General features: G+C 67.3%; 19 protein-coding genes. 10 read left to right on the plus strand and 9 right to left on the minus strand.

The window, feature by feature from the left end:
• Positions 1-216: 216 nt before the first annotated feature.
• Entirely contained in the window at positions 217-1,359 is a 1,143-nt protein-coding gene (locus A3CU_RS50215; RefSeq protein WP_052372511.1) for an HNH endonuclease signature motif containing protein, read from the minus strand.
• A gap of 167 nt (positions 1,360-1,526) precedes the next feature.
• Positions 1,527-2,225: a TioE family transcriptional regulator gene (locus tag A3CU_RS0131700; protein ID WP_043843262.1), complete on the minus strand. Its 699-nt coding sequence runs from the start codon at positions 2,223-2,225 to the stop codon at positions 1,527-1,529.
• Positions 2,226-2,307: 82 nt separating this feature from the next.
• Here A3CU_RS0131700 and A3CU_RS47725 point away from each other — a divergent pair, with 82 nt between their 5' ends.
• Complete coding sequence (locus A3CU_RS47725) at positions 2,308-3,513, plus strand: erythromycin esterase family protein (protein ID WP_052372512.1); 1,206 nt, start codon at positions 2,308-2,310, stop codon at positions 3,511-3,513.
• 26 nt (positions 3,514-3,539) lie between these two features.
• On the opposite strand, the gene A3CU_RS0131710 is transcribed toward A3CU_RS47725, so the two are convergent.
• The 4 genes from A3CU_RS0131710 to sdhC all read right to left on the minus strand — a co-directional run bounded on the left by A3CU_RS0131710 (position 3,540) and on the right by sdhC (position 7,140).
• Positions 3,540-4,316, minus strand: a complete 777-nt coding sequence (locus tag A3CU_RS0131710) for a succinate dehydrogenase iron-sulfur subunit (RefSeq protein ID WP_027945639.1) — start codon at positions 4,314-4,316, stop codon at positions 3,540-3,542.
• Positions 4,316-6,103, minus strand: a complete 1,788-nt coding sequence (gene sdhA, locus A3CU_RS0131715) for a succinate dehydrogenase flavoprotein subunit (RefSeq protein ID WP_027945640.1) — start codon at positions 6,101-6,103, stop codon at positions 4,316-4,318. Before sdhA ends, A3CU_RS0131710 begins: the two co-directional genes overlap by 1 nt.
• 171 nt (positions 6,104-6,274) lie before the next feature.
• Positions 6,275-6,694 (minus strand): succinate dehydrogenase hydrophobic membrane anchor subunit, encoded by a 420-nt coding sequence (locus A3CU_RS0131720; protein ID WP_027945641.1) that lies wholly within the window; start codon positions 6,692-6,694, stop codon positions 6,275-6,277.
• A complete protein-coding gene (sdhC, locus tag A3CU_RS0131725; protein WP_027945642.1) occupies positions 6,694-7,140 on the minus strand; it encodes a succinate dehydrogenase, cytochrome b556 subunit in 447 nt (148 codons plus the stop codon). Before sdhC ends, A3CU_RS0131720 begins: the two co-directional genes overlap by 1 nt.
• A gap of 372 nt (positions 7,141-7,512) precedes the next feature.
• On the opposite strand from sdhC, the gene A3CU_RS0131730 reads away from it, so the two are divergent.
• From A3CU_RS0131730 to A3CU_RS47730, 6 genes are all read left to right on the plus strand, one after another.
• Positions 7,513-8,616 (plus strand): BMP family lipoprotein, encoded by a 1,104-nt coding sequence (locus tag A3CU_RS0131730; RefSeq protein ID WP_027945643.1) that lies wholly within the window; start codon positions 7,513-7,515, stop codon positions 8,614-8,616.
• 229 nt (positions 8,617-8,845) lie between these two features.
• Positions 8,846-10,393: an ABC transporter ATP-binding protein gene (locus tag A3CU_RS0131735; RefSeq protein ID WP_027945644.1), complete on the plus strand. Its 1,548-nt coding sequence runs from the start codon at positions 8,846-8,848 to the stop codon at positions 10,391-10,393.
• A 127-nt stretch (positions 10,394-10,520) separates the two neighbouring features.
• Complete coding sequence (locus A3CU_RS0131740) at positions 10,521-11,609, plus strand: ABC transporter permease (RefSeq protein ID WP_027945645.1); 1,089 nt, start codon at positions 10,521-10,523, stop codon at positions 11,607-11,609.
• 56 nt (positions 11,610-11,665) lie between these two features.
• The gene (locus A3CU_RS0131745; RefSeq protein WP_052372518.1) at positions 11,666-12,898 is read left to right on the plus strand and encodes an ABC transporter permease; all 1,233 of its coding nucleotides are present in this window, start codon (positions 11,666-11,668) and stop codon (positions 12,896-12,898) included.
• 35 nt (positions 12,899-12,933) lie between these two features.
• Positions 12,934-13,326, plus strand: a complete 393-nt coding sequence (locus A3CU_RS0131750) for a cytidine deaminase (protein ID WP_043843267.1) — start codon at positions 12,934-12,936, stop codon at positions 13,324-13,326.
• A gap of 169 nt (positions 13,327-13,495) precedes the next feature.
• Positions 13,496-14,986, plus strand: coding sequence for a thymidine phosphorylase (locus A3CU_RS47730; RefSeq protein ID WP_084144043.1), 1,491 nt, complete (start codon positions 13,496-13,498; stop codon positions 14,984-14,986).
• Positions 14,987-15,206: 220 nt separating this feature from the next.
• Here A3CU_RS47730 and A3CU_RS0131760 read toward each other — a convergent pair whose 3' ends face one another.
• The gene (locus A3CU_RS0131760) at positions 15,207-16,292 is read right to left on the minus strand and encodes a hypothetical protein (protein WP_027945648.1); all 1,086 of its coding nucleotides are present in this window, start codon (positions 16,290-16,292) and stop codon (positions 15,207-15,209) included.
• A gap of 179 nt (positions 16,293-16,471) precedes the next feature.
• Here A3CU_RS0131760 and A3CU_RS0131765 point away from each other — a divergent pair, with 179 nt between their 5' ends.
• The 3 genes from A3CU_RS0131765 to A3CU_RS0131775 all read left to right on the plus strand — a co-directional run bounded on the left by A3CU_RS0131765 (position 16,472) and on the right by A3CU_RS0131775 (position 19,503).
• The gene (locus tag A3CU_RS0131765; RefSeq protein ID WP_027945649.1) at positions 16,472-17,566 is read left to right on the plus strand and encodes an adenosine deaminase; all 1,095 of its coding nucleotides are present in this window, start codon (positions 16,472-16,474) and stop codon (positions 17,564-17,566) included.
• 133 nt (positions 17,567-17,699) lie between these two features.
• Positions 17,700-18,899, plus strand: a complete 1,200-nt coding sequence (locus A3CU_RS0131770) for an MFS transporter (protein WP_027945650.1) — start codon at positions 17,700-17,702, stop codon at positions 18,897-18,899.
• A 148-nt stretch (positions 18,900-19,047) separates the two neighbouring features.
• On the plus strand, positions 19,048-19,503 hold the full coding sequence (locus A3CU_RS0131775; RefSeq protein ID WP_027945651.1) for a nuclear transport factor 2 family protein: 456 nt from the start codon (positions 19,048-19,050) through the stop codon (positions 19,501-19,503).
• Between the two features lie 62 nt (positions 19,504-19,565).
• On the opposite strand, the gene A3CU_RS0131780 is transcribed toward A3CU_RS0131775, so the two are convergent.
• Positions 19,566-19,970 (minus strand): type II toxin-antitoxin system VapC family toxin, encoded by a 405-nt coding sequence (locus A3CU_RS0131780; protein WP_027945652.1) that lies wholly within the window; start codon positions 19,968-19,970, stop codon positions 19,566-19,568.
• Complete coding sequence (locus tag A3CU_RS0131785) at positions 19,970-20,242, minus strand: type II toxin-antitoxin system Phd/YefM family antitoxin (RefSeq protein ID WP_043843269.1); 273 nt, start codon at positions 20,240-20,242, stop codon at positions 19,970-19,972. Before A3CU_RS0131785 ends, A3CU_RS0131780 begins: the two co-directional genes overlap by 1 nt.
• Positions 20,243-20,285 lie beyond the last annotated feature (43 nt).

Below are 20,285 nucleotides of genomic sequence, written 5' to 3' on the forward strand. Positions count from 1 at the left end.
AAACTTCGTGTTATGCACCGCAATACCGGCCCCAATCCACCAGATTTCGAGCCGGCTCCACATAACGGGGCGTCAATCGCTGGTTTCTTGTGTGTACCTTCTCGTCTCGCTCACCGGACCCGCACCATCTGGCAGTACTGGTACGCTCCGACTTTGTCAGGGCCGCTTGCCACCCAAATCCCAACACTCCCAACAGGATTCAGGCTGCCCTCAGCTTCACCCAACCGCTGCGACAGCCAGGCGACGAAGGTCTTTCACCTCCATTCGGTAAACAAGCGCCTCATGGCGCACTTTGAGTCGGTGGTGTCGCCGGCAGAGGCAGTTGAGGTTGGTTTTGGAGGTGTGGCCGTTTTTGCCGCGCTGGTAGTCGTGGTGGTGGTCGATGTCGGAACGTTGTGCGGGTCGGCGGCAGCCGGGTGCTCGGCATGTGCGGTCGCGGACGCGGACGAATTCGTCGAGGGCGGCGGGGGGCCGGTAGCGGGTGCGGCCAACGTCGAGGACCGCGCCGGAGACCGGGTCGCAGGTGACTTTCCGCCACACGCTGTTCGGATCGGCCATGATTTCCCGGGCGATCTCAGCTGGAATCCGTCCGTGTCCTTCGAGTTCGCATCCGGTGTTGGTGATGCCCAGTGCCGCGTCGATCGGCACGTGCACGTACACCTGTGCGAGCACTCCGGGCAGGCCCTCGTGCTTGCCCAGTGCCAGGTCGGCCAGGACATCCACGCGCAGTTGGTCCAATGTGCGGTCTTCGTCCTTGGTTTTGAGTTTGCGGGCGATGCCGTCCACTCGCGCGTAGATCGCCGAGGCGATTTCGGCGGGGAGGTAGGCCCAGAGTGAGGCCATCCCTTCGTCGGCGTGGATCAGTTCGAGTCGGCGGTCTTTGCGGCGTTTCTTCGCCCGCTTGGCGTATCCGTCAGGGTCGATGGCGCACACGGCGTCGCGCACCATTCGCCGTACCTTCTCGGAGTCTTTGCCTGCCAGTCGCCCGGCGATCCGCTCGTCCACCGCGCGGGCCTGCTCGTCCGACAGGGCTGCCGTCACCTCGCAGACCTTGGTTGCCGTGCGTAGGTCGATCTCGCCGTGCTCCATCGTGGCCAGCAACCTTGGTAGCCGGGTGGTCAACGTCTCCGCCACATCAACCAGACCGGCAGCGGCCTGTTTGCCGGCACAGAGTTCGAGTGCGACTTCCTCGGCCACCCACCTCGTATGGCCCCGAATCCGAGAGAGCCGGGAAATGGCGTGTACCTGGATGGCTTGGGCGCGGCAGATCGCTTCCCGGGCCACGGTCATGGTCTCGACCGCGGCGTGGTCGGACATGCGAGAGATATCGTCGCCGCACAACGAAAAGAGGTCATACATCACGAGGGGAATCCTTCACCCGAAGTCAAAGATACTCCTTTATTCTATCGCTCAGGTGCACGAACTCGCATCGAGTGCGGCATGAGATGCCTTCACTGAATCGACTGAAAAATATTTCCAGTCGTAGGAGCTGACCGATAGATTCGACCTCAGACGGAAGTCAGCCGCTATCTGAGCAAACTCAGATAGCGGTCGAGACGAGTGGCCGCGCTGAGCATGGCAAGGCCGCGCGCGGTCAGCTTTCGTTGCCAGTCCTCCAGGGCGCTGGACAGCGTGTCGGTGCCACCGGCGGTCCGGATCTGCTGGACCACGGTGGTTATGCGGTCCAACGGGTAGCCTCCGCGTCTTAGGAGATGCGCGAGTTCGGCGTCGCGGACGTCGTTTGCGTGGAAGACGCGGTAGCCGGTGGCCGGGTCTCGTGCGGGGACGAGGATGCCGACGCTTTCCCAGTTGCGCAAGGTCGCCGGGGTGACGCGGAGCCGTTGTGCGAGTTCCCCAATGGTTCTGTGGTCTGCTGATCGACCGTCAGCGGCGTCAGACTCCGCGGTCAGGTGATCTACCGCTTTTCTTACCGCATCGAGCGTTTCTCGGTCACGGAGCAACTGATGGTGGCCTCGGTCGATGATCACCAGTGCCCTGTCGAGTTCGTGATTGCCGAGCGCGTTCATGATCTGGCCCGCGGCGGAGTGCCCGTACGCGGGGATGAGCGAGAGGTAGGCGCGCAGCGCTGCCGCATGCACCTCGGTGTAGATCCGATAGCCGCTGGGTGAGCGCTGGGCGGGTGGGATGAACCCGTCGCGCTCGTAGTTGCGGACCGCCTGGGTCGAGATGCCGTGCTCGCGCGCGAGGTCGGTCGGTCGCAACATCGGTTTGAAACTTTACCGCATGACTGGGCGGTCAGAGCGAGGAGAAGTTTCAACCGATCTTTCAACGATACGCTTGAGACTCATGAGTCAGGACATTCGGGACTTCGTAACTACCTCAGGTGACCTCTTGGGGATCGGTGAGCCGACGCATCTGGAACCGTCCTTCGCGCGCGTCCGGAACGAGTTGTTCGTTCAGTTGGTCGACCGCGGCTTCTCCTCGATCGCCCTCGAGACCGACCGCGTGGCCGCGCTCATCGTGAACGACTTCGTCCAAAATGGAGTAGGCACCCTGGACGCCGCGATGAACGAAGGCTTCTCGCACGGCTTTGGAAACGTTGACGCCAACCGGCAGCTGATTGCCTGGATGCGCGAATACAACGAGAGCCGCCCCGCAGCGCAGCGATTGGCTTTCCACGGCTTCGACGCCTCCTTGGAAACAATGAGCGCGCCCAGTCCACGGCGCTACCTCGAATACGCCCGCGACTACCTGGCGCTCGACCTCGATCTGGCAAGCCTTATCGGCGATGACGACCGGTGGAGCCGCACAGAGGCGGTCATGGACCCGGCCAGTTCGGTCGGTGCGACGGCCGAGGCCGAGAAACTGCGATCGATCGCCGACGACATGCTCACCTCGCTCTATTCGCGTGCACCGGGATTGATCGCGACGACCTCACGCGCTGAGTGGTTCAGGGCCAAGACGCACCTCACCGCCGGTCTTGGCCTGCTGCGCTACCACAAGCAGTGCGCACAGCACGTCGAACCGAAGAATGCGCGGATATCCCTTTTGTCGGCCACCCGGGATGCGCTCATGGCCCAGAACCTTCTCGATATCCGGGACATCGAGGCGCGACGGGGCCCAACGCTGGTCTTCGCGCACAACACTCACCTGCAGCGGCGAAGCCCGAGCAACTTGCGCATGTGGGAGCTGGACCTCACTTGGTTCGGTGCCGGCGCCATCGTAGGGTCGCTGCTGGGCGAGCAGTACAGCTTCGTCGCTGGCAGCTTGGGCCGCAGCGAAGCGATCCGGCTTGAAGAGCCCAAGCCGGATACCTATGAAGGCGTTCTGCAGGGCCGCGTCACGACCGACTGGGGCCTGACAGCGGTCCCAACGGTCGCTTCCGCCGGCACACGCACGGATGCGACCCCAGAGCAGGGTTACTTCCCGCTCGAGGAAGCGACGCTCGACGCGGCTGACGCGATCCTGCACATCAGTGTCGGCGCGACAGCCGCGGACCGCGGATACTCCGCCTATCTGCAAGCGGAGCGGAGTAAGTACGCTGCCGGCTGATCGAGCGTGCCGACCGTCCTACGTGGTCAGCGCCGGAACAGCAGCGCCCGCTTGACCTCCTGGATGGCCTTGGTGACCTGGATGCCACGCGGGCAGGCGTCGGTGCAGTTGAACGTGGTGCGGCAGCGCCACACACCCTCGGCGTCGTTGAGGATGTCCAGCCGCTCCTCGGAACCCTCGTCACGCGAGTCGAAGATGAACCGGTGCGCGTTCACGATCGCGGCCGGCCCGAAGTACGAGCCGTCGTTCCAGTAGACGGGGCACGACGAAGTGCATGCTGCGCACAGGATGCACTTCGTCGTGTCGTCGAAGCGTTCCCGGTCGGCCTGGGACTGGATGCGCTCGCGGGTCGGCTCGTTGCCGTAGGCGATCAGGTACGGCTTCACCGCGCGGTACGCCTCGAAGAAGGGCTCCATGTCGACATAGAGATCCTTCATCGTCGGCAGGCCCTTGATCGGCGCGACGGTGACCACCGTCGGCTTACCCTCCTTGGCGAGCAGGTCCTTGACCAGCACCTTGCACGCCAGCCGGTTGATCCCGTTGATCTGCATGGCATCCGAGCCGCAGACGCCGTGTGCGCAGGACCGCCGGAACGACAGCGTGCCGTCCACATAGTTCTTGATGTTGAACAGGAGGTTGAGCACCCGGTCCGTGGGCAGCGCCGGGACGTCGTAGGACTCCCAGTGCGGCTCGGCGTCGACCTCCGGGTTGAACCGCAGGATCTTCACCGTGACGGTGACCGAGCCCTCCGGCGCCGGAATCTGCGACGTGTCGTGGGCGGAGCTTTCTACAACCGCGGTCATCAGTACTTCCGTTCCATCGGCTCGTACCGGGTGAAGGTCACCGGCTTGTAGTCCAACCGGAGGTCGGCGAGGAAGCCGGTCAGGCCCAGCGGCGCGTCCGCGTCTTCCTTCTCCGGCATCATCTTGTACGACATCGAGTGCCGCATGAAGTTGACGTCGTCCCGGTTCGGGTAGTCCTCGCGGGCGTGCCCGCCGCGGGATTCCTTGCGTGCCAGCGCGGCGTTGACCAGCGCCTCGGCGAGGTCGAGCAGGAAGCCGAGCTCGACCGCTTCGAGCAGGTCGGTGTTATACCGCTTCCCCTTGTCCTGCACCGAAATCCGGCCGTAGCGCTCCTTCAGCCGCTGCACGTCGTGCAGCGCCGTCTTGAGCGTGTCCTCGGTGCGGTACACGGCGGCATTGGTGTCCATGGTCTGCTGCAGCTCGGTGCGGATGTCTGCGACCCGCTCGCCACCCTGCGCGGTGCGGAGGTGGGTGACCATGCCCTCGACCAGCGTCGCCGGATTCTCCGGCAGGTCGACGTGTTCCCGGCCCTGCGCGTACTCGGCGGCGGCGATACCGGCCCGGCGCCCGAACACGTTGATGTCCAGCAGCGAGTTGGTGCCGAGCCGGTTCGCCCCATGCACCGAGACGCACGCGCACTCACCGGCGGCGTACAGTCCGGGCACGACCTTTTCGTTGTCCTGCAAGGCTTCCCCGTGCACGTTCGTGGGGATGCCGCCCATCGCGTAGTGCGCGGTCGGGTACACCGGCACCGGCTCGGTCACCGGGTCCACTCCCAGGTAGGTGCGGGCGAACTCGGTGATGTCGGGCAGCTTCGTCTCCAGCACCTCGGCCCCGAGGTGTGTGCAGTCCAGCAACACGTAGTCCTTGTGCGGGCCGGCGCCACGGCCTTCCAGCACTTCGAGCACCATTGAGCGGGCCACGATATCCCGCGGCGCGAGGTCCTTGATCGTCGGGGCGTAGCGCTCCATGAACCGTTCGCCGTCGGCATTGCGCAGGATCGCGCCCTCGCCACGGGCACCCTCGGTGAGCAGGATGCCCAGCCCGGCCAGGCCGGTCGGGTGGAACTGGTAGAACTCGATGTCCTCCAGCGGCAGGCCCTTGCGGAAGTAGATGCCCATCCCGTCGCCGGTCAGCGTGTGCGCGTTCGACGTGGTCTTGAAAACCTTGCCGAAACCACCGGTGGCGAACACGATCGACTTCGCCTGGAAGACATGAATTTCACCGGTCGCGAGCTCGTATGCGATCGCACCGGAGGCGACCGGGCCGTCCTCGGTCTCGGTCAGCGCGATGTCCAGGACGTAGAACTCGTTGAAGAACTCGATGCCGTGCTTGACGCAGTTCTGGTACAGCGTCTGCAGGATCATGTGGCCGGTGCGGTCCGCGGCGTAGCAGGCGCGGCGCACCGCGGCCTTGCCGTGATCGCGCGTGTGGCCGCCGAAGCGCCGCTGGTCGATCTTGCCTTCCGGCGTCCGGTTGAACGGCAGACCCATCTTCTCCAGGTCGAGCACCGCATCGATGGCTTCCTTCGCCATGATCTCGGCCGCGTCCTGGTCGGTCAGGTAGTCACCGCCCTTGATCGTGTCGAAGGTGTGCCATTCCCAGTTGTCCTCTTCGACGTTCGCCAGCGCCGCGCACATGCCGCCCTGCGCGGCGCCGGTGTGCGACCGGGTCGGGTAGAGCTTGGTGAGGACCGCGGTGCGGGCCCGCTGGCCCGCCTCGATGGCGGCGCGCATCCCCGCGCCGCCGGCGCCCACGATCACCACGTCGTACTTGTGGAACTGCATATCCGATTCCTTCTTATTCAAAACGTGGGCGGGCAGCCAGGTCGTGGCTTGTTGTGTTGACCGCCGGTTGGCCGTGCGGGCGGCCTGCCTCCCCGCCCACGTGCACCTTGCTCGGCGTCACCACAAGTGCTCATCCTCACGTTTTGAATCGCGTTCCGTTGGGTTGCCGGGTTAGCTGCTGGGAATGTTCGGGTCGAAGGTGAAGATCACCAGCGTGCCGACGAACAGGATGACCACCATTGCCACGCACAGCAGGATCTTCAGCCAGAACCGGGTGGTGTCCTTGCGTGCGTAGTCGTCGATGATCGTGCGCAGCCCGTTGCCGCCGTGGATCTGGGCGAGCCACAGCATGGCCAGATCCCAGAACTGCCAGAACGGCGAAGACCAGCGGCCCGCGATGAACCCGAAGTTCAGCCGGTGCACGCCGCCGTCGAGGATGTTCATGATGAACAGGTGGCCGAGCACCAGGATGACCAGCGCGAGGCCGGAGATCCGCATGAACAGCCAGCTGTAGAGCTCGAAGTTGCTCCGCCGGGCCGCGGGCCGTCGCGGCGAGCGCGGCTTGTCGAGGACGAGGGATTCGTTGTCCATCAGTGCCCGCCTCCGAAAAGCGTGGAAACCGTGCGCTCGAGCATGAAGTAGGCACCCGGCACCATCACCACGACCCAGATTCCCACGATCGACCACAGCATCGGCCGCTGGTATTTCGGACCCTTCGACCAGAAGTCGACGAGCATCACGCGGATGCCGTTGAGCGCGTGGAAGAGCACCGCGCCGACCAGGCCGACCTCCATGAGGTTGACGATCGGGTTCTTGTAGGTCGCGATCACCTGGTCGTAGGCCTCCGGCGAGACCCGGACGAGCGCGGTGTCGAGGACGTGAACGAACAGGAAGAAGAACGTGAGCACGCCGGTGATGCGGTGCAGGACCCAGGACCACATGCCGGGGTCGCCCCGGTAGAAGGTGCCTTTGCGGCGCGCGCCACTCGCCCGATCGCTCGCCGCCGCCGCACTGGCGGTGCTAGCCGTGGTCGACATCGGTTGTACGGCCTCCAACGTCATGGTTGGACTCGTGGAATCAACGAGCTTGGATACCCCGGATGCTAAACCCGCACGCAGATTGCCACTCACTTCCGGGTTGGTCTGTGTGATCGACCAGACACTGAGCGCGTGGTCCGCGTCACTCGCTCTCATCATGGTCACGTTGGGTAGTCGTTTATTCGCGCTCCCGAATCGCCAGCAAACATTTAGGTTACGGCGCGTGCCGCGGTTATGGCCGCCAATTGACTGGCCGGTACGGTTCGCCAGTCGAGCCCGGCGAAGTGGACCGGGCCGTTCTCGGGTCCGCTGGTACAACAGCGGGGAGGGAGATACAGCGTGCGCAGAACGACGACGCTGATGGCCACCGCGATGGCCGGCGTGCTCGCGCTTGCCGGGTGTGCCAAGGACTCCGGCAACGGCGGCAACAACAACAATGCCGGGGCTGCCGGATCCTGTGTCACCTCGACCGCACCGCCGGTGGGCGCCTTCGGGCCTTCGACGAGCGCGACCGGGGAGAAGCCCGACGCCAGCGCGATGCGGATCGGCCTCTCCTACGACATCGGCGGTCGCGGCGACGCGTCGTTCAACGACGCGGCAGCGGCCGGCGTCGACAAGGCCAAGACGGACTTCGGCGTCAAGGACGTGAACGAAAGCACCGCCGGTCCCAGCGAGGACGAGGCCGCCAAGGAGCAGCGGCTCACCCAGCAGGCGACCAACGGTTACAACCCGGTGATCGCGGTCGGGTTCGCCTACGCGGACGCGGTGAAGGCGGTCGCGGCGAAGTTCCCGAACACCAAGTTCGCGATCGTCGACGACGACTCGATCACCCTGCCGAACGTGACGTCGCTGGTGTTCTCCGAGGAACAGGGGTCGTTCCTGGTCGGCGTCGCCGCGGCCTACAAGAGCAAGAACTGCCACGTCGGCTTCGTCGGTGGCGTGAACACCCCGCTGATCCAGAAGTTCCAGGCCGGTTTCGACCAGGGCGCCAAGGCGGCATCGAACAAGATCGTCATCGAGGACGAGTACCTGACCCCGGCCGGCGACTTCTCCGGCTTCCAGGACCCGGCCAAGGGCAACGTGGTCGCCAACGGCGAGATCAGCAAGGGTGCGGACGTCATCTACCACGCGGCCGGCGCTTCCGGTAAGGGCGTGTTCGAGGCGGCCAAGTCCGGCAACGCGCTCGCCATCGGCGTGGACTCCGACCAGTACAACCAGCAGACGGTGGCGGCCTCGAAGGACGTGATCATCACGTCCATGCTCAAGCGGGTCGACGTCGCGGTGTACGACTACATCATGGCCCTGGCGACGAACACGCTGGATTCGCTGCCGAAGCGGTTCGACCTCAAGGTCGACGGCGTCGGCTTCGCCACCTCCGGCGGCAAGATCGACGACATCAAGCCGGTGCTGGAGGGCTACCAGCAGGAGATCATCGACGGCAAGATCACCGTCGCCACCACCCCCACCGCGAAGTAGGTCGCGGCAAACGGCGGCCCCGGGGCTCGGGAGGGCGATCAGCCTATTCAGAGAACGTGTGCGGGTAGCCAGGCCGTGACATCCGTTGTCGGCTTCCGGTCGACGACGGCGGCCTGCCTCCCCGCCCACGTGCGGCGTCGTGGTGGGTTACCGGAGGTGACCGTCTCGCGTTGTGAATAGTGGTCTCGTCTCGTGCACCGTCGGCAATCTCCGGGAGCATTTCACGCCTATGAACAGCGCAGAACCGGTAGTCGAGCTGTCCGGGATCACCAAGCGATTTCCCGGCGTGGTCGCCAACTCCGACGTCAACCTCACCGTCCACGCGGGTGAGGTGCACGCGGTGTGCGGCGAGAACGGGGCCGGCAAGTCGACCCTGATGAAGATCCTGTACGGGATGCAGCAGCCCGACGAGGGCACGATCTCGATCAACGGCAAGCCGGCCCGGCTGCGCAACCCGCAGGACGCGATCCGGCACGGGATCGGCATGGTGCACCAGCACTTCATGCTCGCCGACAACCTGACCGTGCTGGAGAACGTGGTGCTCGGCGCGGAGCGGCTGCGGGGCATCGGCCGCCGGGCGCGGGCGCAGGTGGCCGAGATCGCCGCGTCGGTCAGCCTCACCGCGCCGTTGGACGCACTGGTGGAAACGCTGGGCGTGGCCGACCGGCAGCGGGTGGAGATCGTCAAGGTGCTCTACCGCGGCGCGCGGATCATCATCCTGGACGAGCCGACCGCGGTGCTGGTGCCGCAGGAGGTCGACGCGCTGTTCGAGACCGTGCGGTCGATGACGGCCGACGGTTTCACCTTCATCTTCATTTCCCACAAGCTCGATGAAGTGCGTGCGATCGCGGACAGCGTCACCGTGATCCGGCGCGGCACCACCGTCGGTACGGCCGACCCGAAGCGGATCTCGTCCCATGAACTCGCCGAGATGATGGTCGGCGCCGAACTGCCCAGCCCGCAGACCGGCGAGTCCACCGTGACCAGCCGTGAGGTGCTCCGGGTCGTGGACCTTCGGCTCGATGCGGAAGGCTCCACCCGCGCGTTGCTGGATCATGTCTCGTTCACCGTGCACGCGGGTGAGGTGCTCGGCATCGCCGGGGTCGAGGGCAACGGGCAGACGGAACTGGTCGAGACGATCATGGGCATCCGGCGGGCCACCTCGGGCACGATCGAGTTGGCCGACGCTGACGGCCACGCCCGCGACCTGACGCGGCTGGGCACGCTGGAACGCCGCGAAGCGGGCGTCGGCTACATCGCCGAGGACCGCACGCGGCACGGGCTGTTGCTGACGCAACCGTTGTGGGTCAACCGGATTCTCGGCTACCAATCGCGCAAGCCGGTCTCGAAAGGACAGTTGCTGGACATCGCCGGGGCCCGCCGGGACACCGAGCGAATCGTGCGCGACTACGACGTGCGCACGCCCGGCATCGACGTGCCCGCGGCCGCGCTGTCCGGCGGGAACCAGCAGAAACTCGTGGTGGGCCGGGAGCTTTCCGGCGACCCGGTGCTGCTGATCGCCTCGCATCCGACCCGTGGTGTGGACGTCGGCGCGCAGGCGCTGATCTGGGAGCAGATCCGCGCCGCCCGGGCCGACGGGCTGGCGGTGCTGCTGATCTCGGCCGACCTCGACGAGCTGATCGGCCTGTCCGACACGATCCAGGTGATGCTGCGCGGGCGCCTGGTGCGCCAGGCGGATCCGGCCACCGTGACGCCGCAGGAACTGGGCTCGGCGATGACGGGCCTGGGAGGCTACCGGTCGGAGGAGCCCGCGTGAACCCGCTTCATGTCATGAGTGACCCGTTACGGACGAAAAACGGTACGAACGAGTCACTCATGAACCAGCGTCCCGCACGAACGGGACCACTCGTGAACCGGGCGTCCCGCAAGACACAGGAGACGGCATGACTTCCTGGCGTACCAAGGTTCTTCCGCCGCTGCTGGCGATCGTGTTCTCGCTGCTGATCTGCTCGATCGCGTTGGTGATCTCGGGCGCGGACCCGCTGCGGGCCTACGGCACGATGGTCGGCGAGCTGGGCAAGGGCACCACCGCGATCGACACGGTGAACCTGGCGACGGTCTACTACCTGTCCGGCCTCGCGGTGGCCATCGGCTTCCAGATGAACCTGTTCAACATCGGGGTCGAGGGCCAGTACCGGTTCGCCGCGATCGTGGCGGCCATCGTCGGTGGCGCGCTGCACCTGCCGCCGGTGCTCCACACGCTGGTGATCATTTTGGTCGCGGTGTTCGCCGGCGCGCTCTACGCGGCGCTGCCCGCCGTGCTCAAGGTGCAGCGCGGGGTCAGCGAGGTGATCTCGACGATCATGCTCAACGCGATCGTGGCCGGGATCGTGGCGTTTTTGATCAACCCGGCCCAGTTCGGCGTGCTCACCGGCAACAACCTGCGTACCCAGCAGATCGACCCCTCGGGCCGGGTGCCGGGTGTCCCCATCGGCGGGGCCACGCTGTTCGGTTTCGCCTTCATCGCCCTGCTGGTCGGCGTCGCCTACTGGTTCATGCTCAACCGCACCCGGTTCGGGTTCGAACTGAAGGCCAGCGGTGAGTCCGCGACGGCGGCGGCCGCGGGCGGCGTGAACGCGAAGCGGATGACGCTCATCGCGATGCTGCTGTCCGGCGGCGTGGCCGGCCTGATCGCCATGCCCGAACTTCTCGGCCGTGACTTCAGCTACGCGATCACCTCGACACAGGGCTACGGCTTCACCGGTATCGCCGTCGCGCTGCTGGGCCGTAACCATCCGGGCGGGATCGCGCTGGGCGCGCTGCTGTGGGCGTTCCTGGACCGGTCGGCGGTCTCGCTGGAGCAGGTGAACGTGCCCAAGGAGATCGCCACGATCATGCAGGGCGCGATCGTGTTGTCCGTCGTCGTGGCCTACGAGGTCGTCCGGCGCGCCGACCTGGCCGCGATGCAACGCCGGGTGGGCCGCGCGCTGACCGGGCGGCCAGCGAGTGTTCAGGAAGGGGGTGCGGTCTGATGGCACTGGGCCCCAACAACTCGCCGGCGGGCACGCTTTCGCCCGCGCCGGTCACCATGCCGTCGGCGCCGCGGAAACGGCGCCTGCCGGGCTGGGCGCGTGGCGTCCTGTGGGCGGTCGGCGTGATCGCCGTGCTGTCGACCGCGTCCTACCTGACCGGTGTCAACACGTTGACGTCCACGAACATGTCGCAGATCGCGGTGCGCCTGGCGCTGCCGATCCTGCTGGCCGGGCTGGGCGGCCTGTGGTCCGAGCGGTCCGGGGTGGTGAACATCGGGCTCGAGGGCATGATGATCCTCGGTACCTGGGGCGCGGCCTTCGGCGCGTACTACGGCGGCGTGTGGGTTGGGCTGGGCGCGGCGATCCTGTGCGGTGCGCTGGGCGGGCTGCTGCACGCGGTGGCCACGGTCACGTTCAACGTCAACCACATCGTCTCCGGTGTCGCGATCAACCTGCTGGGGCTCGGCGTCGCGAAGTACCTTTCGACGCTCATTTTCCAGCCGCTGTCGGGCAACCCCCGGCAGTCGCCGCCGGTGCCGACCTTCGACACCTACTCGGCGAGCTTCCTGTCGGACTGGCTCAGCGGCTTGGAAAAGCAGCAGCGGGTCGGCATCTCGGACGCGGCCGGCCTGATCAACGGCCTGATCACCGGAGTCTCGCCGCTGACGATGATCGCGATCGTGCTGGTGCCGGTGAGCTACCTGGTGTTGTGGCGGACCCGGTTCGGCCTGCGGCTGCGGTCGTGCGGGGAGAACCCGGTGGCGGCCGAATCGCTCGGCGTCTCCGTGTACCGGTACAAGTACCTGGCGGTCCTGATCTCCGGCGGGCTGGCCGGGATGGGTGGCGCCTCGCTGGTCCTGCTCTCGGGCGGCGCCGGCTACCTGGAGGGCCAGACGAACAACCGGGGCTACATCGGCCTGGCCGCGATGATCTTTGGGAACTGGCGTCCCGGCGGGCTGGTGGGCGGCGCGGCGCTGTTCGGGTACGCGGACGGCCTGCAGCTCTCCGGCGGCGGCAAAGCGGTGCTGGCGCTGATGTACGGCATGGTGCTGCTGCTCGTGGTGCTCGTGGTGGTGCAGCTGATCCGGCGGAAGTGGCTGGCCGCCGCGCTGGGCGTGGCGGGCGCCGGGGTGCTGTACTGGATCTATTGGGCCAACGAAGATCTGCCGAGCGACCTGACGCCGTACACCGCGCACTTCGTGACTTTGATCGTGCTCGCCACGGCGTCCCAGCGATTGCGAATGCCGCGCGCCGACGGCGTGGGCTACCGGCGTGGTGAAGGGGGTTGACGGTGTCCAATTCGGACTCTTCGGTGGATTCTTCGATGGCTGCCGAAGTGGACTGGGCGGGGCTGCGCTCGTGGGCGGTCGACGCCGCGGACAGCGCCTACGCGCCGTATTCCGGGTTGAAGGTCGGCGTCGCGGGGTTGGTCGACGACGGCCGGATCGTGCTGGGCTGCAACGTGGAGAACGCCTCCTACGGGCTCGGGTTGTGCGCCGAGTGCACGATGGCCGGGCAACTGCGGCTGTCCGGCGGCGGGCGGCTGGTCGCCCTCGCCTGCCGGTCGGGCGCCGGTGAACTGCTGATGCCCTGCGGCCGGTGCCGTCAGGTGCTCTACGAGCTCGGCGGCCCGGACTGCCTGGTGGACACCCCGTCCGGCGTGCAGCCGATGTCGTCGGTGCTGCCGGACGCGTTCGGACCGGAGGACTTACCGTGAAACTGTGTCAAGTCGCGGCTCCCAAACCGATCACCGAGCGCGCCCCGGCCGTCAGGCCCGCTGTCGGGGCGGCGGGGCGCCATTCCAGAGCGAGGTGAGTCAAATTCGTCAGGAGCGCCCTGTCGACACGATCGCGGTCGCGCGCAAAGCCGCGAAAGAACGACCTGCCATGACGTTCACCGCGGTCGAAGTCATCCGGGCCAAGCGGGACGGTGCGCGACTGACCGGCGAGCAGATCGACTGGGTCATCGACGCCTACACGCGCGGCGCGGTGGCCGAGGAGCAGATGTCCGCGCTGGCGATGGCGATCTTCCTGAACGGTATGGACGCGGGGGAGATCGCGGCCTGGACCGGCGCGATGATCGACTCCGGTGACCGGCTCACCCTCGACGTGCCGCGCCCGACCGTGGACAAGCACTCGACCGGTGGCGTCGGCGACAAGATCACCCTGCCGCTGGCGCCGCTGGTCGCGACCTGCGGCGCCGCCGTGCCGCAGCTGTCCGGTCGCGGGCTCGGGCACACCGGCGGAACCCTGGACAAGCTGGAGTCCATTCCGGGCTGGCGGGCCGAGCTGTCCGCGGGTGAGATCCGGCGCCAGCTGACCGACGTCGGCGCCGTGGTGTGCGCGGCGACCGAGGGCCTCGCACCGGCGGACCGCAAGCTGTACGCCCTGCGGGACGTGACCGGAACCGTCGAGTCGATCCCGTTGATCGCGAGCTCGATCATGAGCAAGAAGATCGCGGAGGGTGCTTCCGGACTGGTGCTGGACGTCAAGAGCGGGTCCGGCGCGTTCATGAAAACCGAGGAGCAGGCCCGGGAACTCGCGCGCACGCTGGTCGAGATCGGCACCGCGCACGGGGTGGCCACGACCGCCCTGCTGACCGACATGAGTACCCCGCTGGGGCGCGCGGTGGGCAACGCGGTGGAGGTGGCCGAGGCGGTCGAGGTGCTGCGCGGCGGCGGGCCGCCGGACGTGGTCGAGCTGACCTGCGCGCTGGCGCGGGAGATGCTGGCGCTGGCCGGGTTGTCCACAGTGGATCCTGCTGCGGTGCTGGCTTCGGGACAGGCGTACGAAACCTGGTGCCGGATGATCCGTGCCCAGGGCGGCGACCCGGATGCGCCGCTGCCCTCGCCGAAGCACGTGCACGTCGTGACGGCCGACCGTGACGGCGTGCTGACGGCGCTCGACGCCTATGCGGTCGGGGTGGCCGCGTGGCGGCTCGGCGCCGGCCGGACCCGCCGCGAGGACTCCGTCCAGCACGCGGCGGGCATCCTGTGCCACGCCAAGCCGGGGGAGGCCGTCGTGTCCGGCCAGCCGTTGCTGGAACTCCACACGGACACACCCGATGCGGTCCCGGCCGCCCTCGCGGTGCTGGAAAGCGCTTTCACAATCGCCGAGAACGGCTCGGACCCAGGCATCGCCGACAACCGCTCCGGACAAGGCACCGCCCAAGACCGCTCCGGACACGGGATCGCCAAAGACCGCTCCGGACAAGGGATCGCCGAAGACCGCTCCGGGCAAAGCGAGGCCCCCGCCACTTCGGCCCGGACCGTTCCGCGCGGGCAGACCGTTCCAGCCCGGACCGTTTCGGGCAAGGGCATCGTCCTCGACGTGCTACGCGGCTCCTCCCAGACCACCGCGAGTCCCCCACTCCCGTAGCGCGTGTCCCACGTTCCGGTAGCGCGTGTCCCACGTTCCGGTAGCGCGTGTCCCACGTTCCCGTCGTGCGTGTCCCCCACTCCCGTAGCGCGAGTCCCACACTCCGGTAGACCGAAACGTGGGACTCACCGCGACGGGAATGTGGGACTCACGCGACCCGAAGGTGGGACTCGCAGGACGGGAGTGGGGGACACGCGCGACGGGAGTGGGGGACTCGCGCCTAGGACTCGGTGGACTCTTCGGTGGACTCGGCCTTCTTGGTCTCGGCGCCCTTGGTGGTACGTCCGCGGCTGGCGCGACGCGGCTGGCGCGGTGCCGGAGCCGGCGCGGCGATCTGCGGGACGGCGGGGCCGCCGCCGAGCATCAGCTCCGCGAAGGTCGCCATCGCCTCGTCCAACTGGCCACCGATCCGCCGCTCGGACTCCTCGTTGTGCCGGCGCACCACCGAACTCACCGAGTCGGCGTCGGGACGGGCGGAAAGCGTCTCTTCGACCCGGGCCAACCCGCTCTTCACCGTGCCACCGAGGTCACCGAAGTGCGTGGAGACACCGTTTTCGACCTTGTCGATGCGTTCGGACAGCTGGTCGAGACCGCTGGTGATCTGGTCCAGGCGCGCGGAGAGCGCTTCCAGGCGCTGGGACGAGTCGATCATCTCGCCGGTCTCTTCCAAGGCGGTGCGCAGCGCCTGCGCGGTCGAGTCGATCCGTTCGCGAGTGGTGGTCTCGAGCGCCTCGACCCGGGACTTCAGGTCGCCGTCCCCGCTCTCGACCCGGTCACGCAGCGACGCCTCGGCCAGCTCGATGCGCTCCTTGACCGGGCCGTGCACGGCCGCGGGCAGCGCGTCGAGCTTCGCGTCCTGCTTGTCCAGGTGCCCGTTCAGCTCGTCGAGCCGACGGTGGATGCTCTCCAGCTTGTCCTCGAGCCCGTCCATCCGCCCGGCGACGCCCTCGAACCGGGCCGCCACGCCGTCGAGCCGGCCATCCAGCTGCGCGAAGGGCTTGGCCAGCTTGTCGACCACGCTCTCCACCGCGCGAGCCAGGTCGGCAAGCGCGTTGTCCTGCGCTTCGAGCTTGGACATGGCCTCGTCCAGACGCTCGGCGAGGACGCTGACCTCGGTCCGGTCCGGCAGCTCGGACAGCCGCTTGCGGACCGCGCCCAGCGAATCCACGGGCGCCAGGCGGGCATAGATGTCGTCGAGCGCGTCGAAGATCTGCTGCTGCTCGCTCTCACGGACTTCGGCCGCGCGCACCAGCATGTTGCGCATCCGGTCGAAGGACGGGGCTCCGATGTGGTTGTCACTGGTCACTGCGGTGTCCTTCGTCGGCGGGGAAAAAGAGACATTGTGCGAAGCTTAGCCATTGCGGAATTGCTGGTGGAGCCGTGCCCCCTTTGACCGCCCGTGGGTGCCCGGCTCATTAGCGTATGTTGCGGATTGGTCACGGAGTTCCGGTCACGTCCGGGTGCTGCCGCGAGTACGGTTGACCCATGTCCGCTATACCGCCCGTGACCTTGGAGCACATTCGCCGCGTACCCAAGGTGCTGCTGCACGACCATCTCGATGGCAGCCTGCGCCCGGAGACCGTGGCCGAACTGGCCGACACGACCGGTTACCGTGGCCTGCCCACCACCGATGTCGGCGAACTCGGCCGGTGGTTCCGCGAGGCCGCGGATTCCGGGTCCCTGGTGTCCTACCTGGAGACCTTCGCCCATACCTGCGGGGTCATGCAGACCGAGGACGCGCTGGTCAGGGTCGCCGCGGAGTGCGCGGAGGATCTCGCCGACGACGGCGTCGTCTACGCCGAAGTCCGATACGCCCCGGAGTTGTTCGTCGAGCGGGGGCTGACTCTCGACGCGGTCGTGGAGGCCGTCCAGGAGGGGTTTGCGCAGGGTGAGCGCCGGGCCGCCGAACGGGGGAAATTCATCCGAACGGGGACTCTTCTGTGTGCAATGCGTCAGCACGCCCGGGCGCAGGAGATCGCCGAAATCGCGGTCCGTTACCGGGACACCGGGGTGGTCGGATTCGATATCGCCGGACCCGAGGCCGGATTCCCGCCGACCCGGAATCTCGACGCATTCGAATATCTGCGCACGAACAATGCGCATTTCACAATTCATGCCGGTGAGGCTTTCGGGCTCGCGTCCATTTGGGAGGCGATCCAGCATTGTGGCGCGGAACGCCTCGGGCACGGGGTGCGCATTGTGGACGACATCAAGTCCGATCCGGACGGAACGGCGCACCTGGGCCCTCTCGCCAGCTACGTCCGGGATCGCCGGATCCCGCTGGAGATCTGCCCGTCGTCGAACGTGCAGACCGGGGCGGCGGCCTCCATTGCGGACCATCCGATCGGCCTGCTGGCCAGGCTGCACTTCCGGGTCACCGTGAACACGGACAACCGGTTGATGAGCGGCTGCACGGTCTCCAGCGAGTTCGCCGCGCTCGCGGACGCGTTCGGCTACGGCTGGGCGGATCTTCAGTGGTTCACCATCAACGCGATGAAGTCCGCCTTCCTCGATTTCGATCTGCGCCTCGCCCTCATCAACAACGTGATCAAACCGGGCTACGCGCCTTTGCTCGCCTGACGGCCACGCCCCGCGAGTTTGAACGTTGCCGACGTCTGTGGCGCTCGGTTGGCCGCTTACGCCGTTGCCTTCGTTAGCTGTGACAACTAACATCCATAATGTAGGAGTCGATTCTCACATAATGGGATGGTAGATGAGCGAGGGTGCGAGAACGGAGAGCAAGAGACGTTGGGGCATCCTCGCCCTCGGCCTGTCCGCGCAGACCGCGAGTTGCGTGTTCCTCTATGGCCTGCCGTTCCTCGTCCCCGAGATGCACAGCCGATCGCTGGCCGCGGCGGGCACCATCGTCGCCGCACCGAGCATCGGATTGCTGCTCACGCTGATCGCCTGGGGTGCGGCCGCGGACCGGTACGGTGAGCGGCTGGTCATGGCGCTCGGGCTGGGCGGTTCCGGGCTGCTCCTGCTCGCGACGGCACTGGCCGCGCCGTCGGGTGCCGGCGAGTTCGTGCTCTTCCTGCTCGCCGGCGCGAGTTCGGCGAGCGTCAACGCGGCCAGCGGCCGGGCGGTGATGGGTTGGTTCGAACCCGCCGAGCGAGGCACCGCGATGGGCATCCGGCAGACCGCCCAGCCCCTCGGCGTGGGTATCGCCGCGCTCGCGCTGCCACCGCTGGCGCGGCAATGGGGCTTCTACCCGTCCCTGCTCTTCCCGGCCTGCTTCGCGCTCGTGGTCGCCCTGCTGGTGGCCTGGCTGGCCGCCGACCCACCCCGCCCGCCGAAGCGGCCGGGCGCGGCGAAACCGGCCTCCCCGTACCGCCATCCCACGCTGTGGCGGCTGCACGGCGCCAGTGCCCTGATGGTGGTGCCGCAGTTCGCGGTGTCGGCGTTCGCGCCGGTGTATCTGGTGTCGCATCACTGGAGCCCGGTGGCCGCGGGATGGTTCCTCGCCGCGACCCAGGTGCTCGGTGCCGCTGGCCGGCTCGCGTCCGGTTACTGGTCGGACCGGGTGGGCAGCCGGCTGCGGCCGATGCGGCAACTGGCCGTGGCCAGCGCGGCGGCGCTGCTGCTGGTCGCGCTCGGCGACGTGAGCTGGCTGTGGCTGGTGCTGCTGGCGCTCGTGCTCGCCGCGGTGATCACCGTGGCGGACAACGGGCTCGGCTTCACCGCTTCCGCCGAGCTGGCCGGATCGGCGTGGGCCGGCCGGGCGATGGGCGCCCAGAACACCGCGCAGAACCTCGCGGCCTCGCTGACCCCGCCGTTGCTCGGTCTGGTGATCGGCGGTTCAGGGTACGCGCTCGCCTTCTGCGTCGCCGCGGTCTTCCCGGTGCTGGCGGTCAGCCTCACCCCGGTGCACGCCGAGGCCAGGGCGAGGCGCACCAGTGAGGTCCCGGCGTAGGTTCGAGATCGTCCAATGAGGACGATCTGGTCCCGCAAGCTTCGCGCGCTTGGCCCACGGCGCTTACCTTTCAGGTAATTGGCTTGGGTGCCCGGCTTCGGCAAGATCGGTGATGCTTCCGCGTCACCAACGATCAGAGGAATTCACCATGACGACGACCACGACCACGACCACCCGAGCGGTAGTGGAGGAAGTACTGCGCCGGATCGCTGAGGGAGACCCCGACCGCGTCGCCGAGTTGTATGCCGACGGGGCGGACTGGAAGCTGGACTGGCCGGAGGCCGAGCACGGCCGCGCCGCGACCCCGTGGATCCGGCACCGCTCCACCCGGGCCGACGCGGCCGCCCACTTCCGGGAAATCGCCGAGCACCATGTTCCCGAGGCGGCGGGCACGGTCGTCGAGCGGATCCTCGTCGACGGCGACGACGCGGTTGTTCTCGGTGAGATCCGTCAGACCGCCCGGTCCACCGGACGTGCCTATCGGTCGCGGTTCGCCCTGCACCTCACGGTCGAGGACGGCCTGATCACCCGGCACCACATCTACGAGGACAGCCTCGCCGTCGCCCAGGCCTTCGACGCCGGCTCAGAGACGACCGCGCTCTAACAGGCGCAGAGCCGCCACACATACTGGTCCAATTCGGACAGTCACGCGCGGAGGGCGGCGCGCTAACTGCCCGTGCCGGGACTCCGAGTCGGAAGTCCAACCGACTCCGCACACGTCTGCAAGCGCCTGTCGTAGGTGACGAAGTAGCTCAGCTGTCCACCGAAGACGGCCTGAGCAGTCGCCAGGTGAATGGCGTCCAGTGAGCGGAGTTCCTGCATCCGGTAGCTCGCGGCGGTGCTTCGCACCAACTCGTCGATCTCGTATCGAGCGATTCGTCCCAGCAGCGCCGGAACCTGGCTGAGCAGCTCCGGTTCCGTGCGAAGCAGTGCTCTGGGCAGTTCGACCTCGGCCAGCGCAGACGACACGAACATTGCGTCTGGTTGGGTGTTCAGCCAGTCCGCCAGCGCGTCGCTTTCGGGCTCACGCCGGATGAGCTTCACCAATGCTGCTGTGTCGAGGTAGATCATTAGAACCGTTCGTCGTCCCGAAGCCGACGGAGTAGGTCTCCGGCCTCGTGATCGGTCCGGACCGGCCCTTTCGGGTGAGGAATCGGTCCGGTCAGGGTCGCCGGCCGCAGCTTGCCGCTCGCGATCAGCGCTGACGTCGGACTCGGTTGCGCAGGAATCAGGCGGGCAACGACTGCGCCGCGGTCGGTGATCTCAACCTCCTCGCCGCGTTTCACGCGAGCGAGCACGCCAGCGGTGTCCTGGTTGAGCTGCCGCACCGGTACCTGAGCCATGGAGCCAGTGTAGTACAGAGACGTAGTACAACGGCACGCATGG

The sequence above is a fragment of the Amycolatopsis taiwanensis DSM 45107 genome (genome assembly GCF_000519205.1).
Taxonomy (GTDB): Bacteria; Actinomycetota; Actinomycetes; order Mycobacteriales; family Pseudonocardiaceae; genus Amycolatopsis_E; species Amycolatopsis_E taiwanensis.

What these genes read in the sequence shown, in the direction of transcription:
- A3CU_RS50215 (WP_052372511.1), bottom strand. Translation starts at nt 1,359, where the DNA reads ATGTATGACCTCTTTTCGTTGTGCGGCGACGATATCTCTCGCATGTCC.
- A3CU_RS0131700 (WP_043843262.1), bottom strand. Translation starts at nt 2,225, where the DNA reads ATGTTGCGACCGACCGACCTCGCGCGCGAGCACGGCATCTCGACCCAG.
- A3CU_RS47725 (WP_052372512.1), top strand. Translation starts at nt 2,308, where the DNA reads ATGAGTCAGGACATTCGGGACTTCGTAACTACCTCAGGTGACCTCTTG.
- A3CU_RS0131710 (WP_027945639.1), bottom strand. Translation starts at nt 4,316, where the DNA reads ATGACCGCGGTTGTAGAAAGCTCCGCCCACGACACGTCGCAGATTCCG.
- sdhA (WP_027945640.1), bottom strand. Translation starts at nt 6,103, where the DNA reads ATGCAGTTCCACAAGTACGACGTGGTGATCGTGGGCGCCGGCGGCGCG.
- A3CU_RS0131720 (WP_027945641.1), bottom strand. Translation starts at nt 6,694, where the DNA reads ATGGACAACGAATCCCTCGTCCTCGACAAGCCGCGCTCGCCGCGACGG.
- sdhC (WP_027945642.1), bottom strand. Translation starts at nt 7,140, where the DNA reads ATGTCGACCACGGCTAGCACCGCCAGTGCGGCGGCGGCGAGCGATCGG.
- A3CU_RS0131730 (WP_027945643.1), top strand. Translation starts at nt 7,513, where the DNA reads ATGGCCGGCGTGCTCGCGCTTGCCGGGTGTGCCAAGGACTCCGGCAAC.
- A3CU_RS0131735 (WP_027945644.1), top strand. Translation starts at nt 8,846, where the DNA reads ATGAACAGCGCAGAACCGGTAGTCGAGCTGTCCGGGATCACCAAGCGA.
- A3CU_RS0131740 (WP_027945645.1), top strand. Translation starts at nt 10,521, where the DNA reads ATGACTTCCTGGCGTACCAAGGTTCTTCCGCCGCTGCTGGCGATCGTG.
- A3CU_RS0131745 (WP_052372518.1), top strand. Translation starts at nt 11,666, where the DNA reads ATGCCGTCGGCGCCGCGGAAACGGCGCCTGCCGGGCTGGGCGCGTGGC.
- A3CU_RS0131750 (WP_043843267.1), top strand. Translation starts at nt 12,934, where the DNA reads ATGGCTGCCGAAGTGGACTGGGCGGGGCTGCGCTCGTGGGCGGTCGAC.
- A3CU_RS47730 (WP_084144043.1), top strand. Translation starts at nt 13,496, where the DNA reads ATGACGTTCACCGCGGTCGAAGTCATCCGGGCCAAGCGGGACGGTGCG.
- A3CU_RS0131765 (WP_027945649.1), top strand. Translation starts at nt 16,472, where the DNA reads ATGTCCGCTATACCGCCCGTGACCTTGGAGCACATTCGCCGCGTACCC.
- A3CU_RS0131770 (WP_027945650.1), top strand. Translation starts at nt 17,700, where the DNA reads ATGAGCGAGGGTGCGAGAACGGAGAGCAAGAGACGTTGGGGCATCCTC.
- A3CU_RS0131775 (WP_027945651.1), top strand. Translation starts at nt 19,048, where the DNA reads ATGACGACGACCACGACCACGACCACCCGAGCGGTAGTGGAGGAAGTA.
- A3CU_RS0131780 (WP_027945652.1), bottom strand. Translation starts at nt 19,970, where the DNA reads ATGATCTACCTCGACACAGCAGCATTGGTGAAGCTCATCCGGCGTGAG.
- A3CU_RS0131785 (WP_043843269.1), bottom strand. Translation starts at nt 20,242, where the DNA reads ATGGCTCAGGTACCGGTGCGGCAGCTCAACCAGGACACCGCTGGCGTG.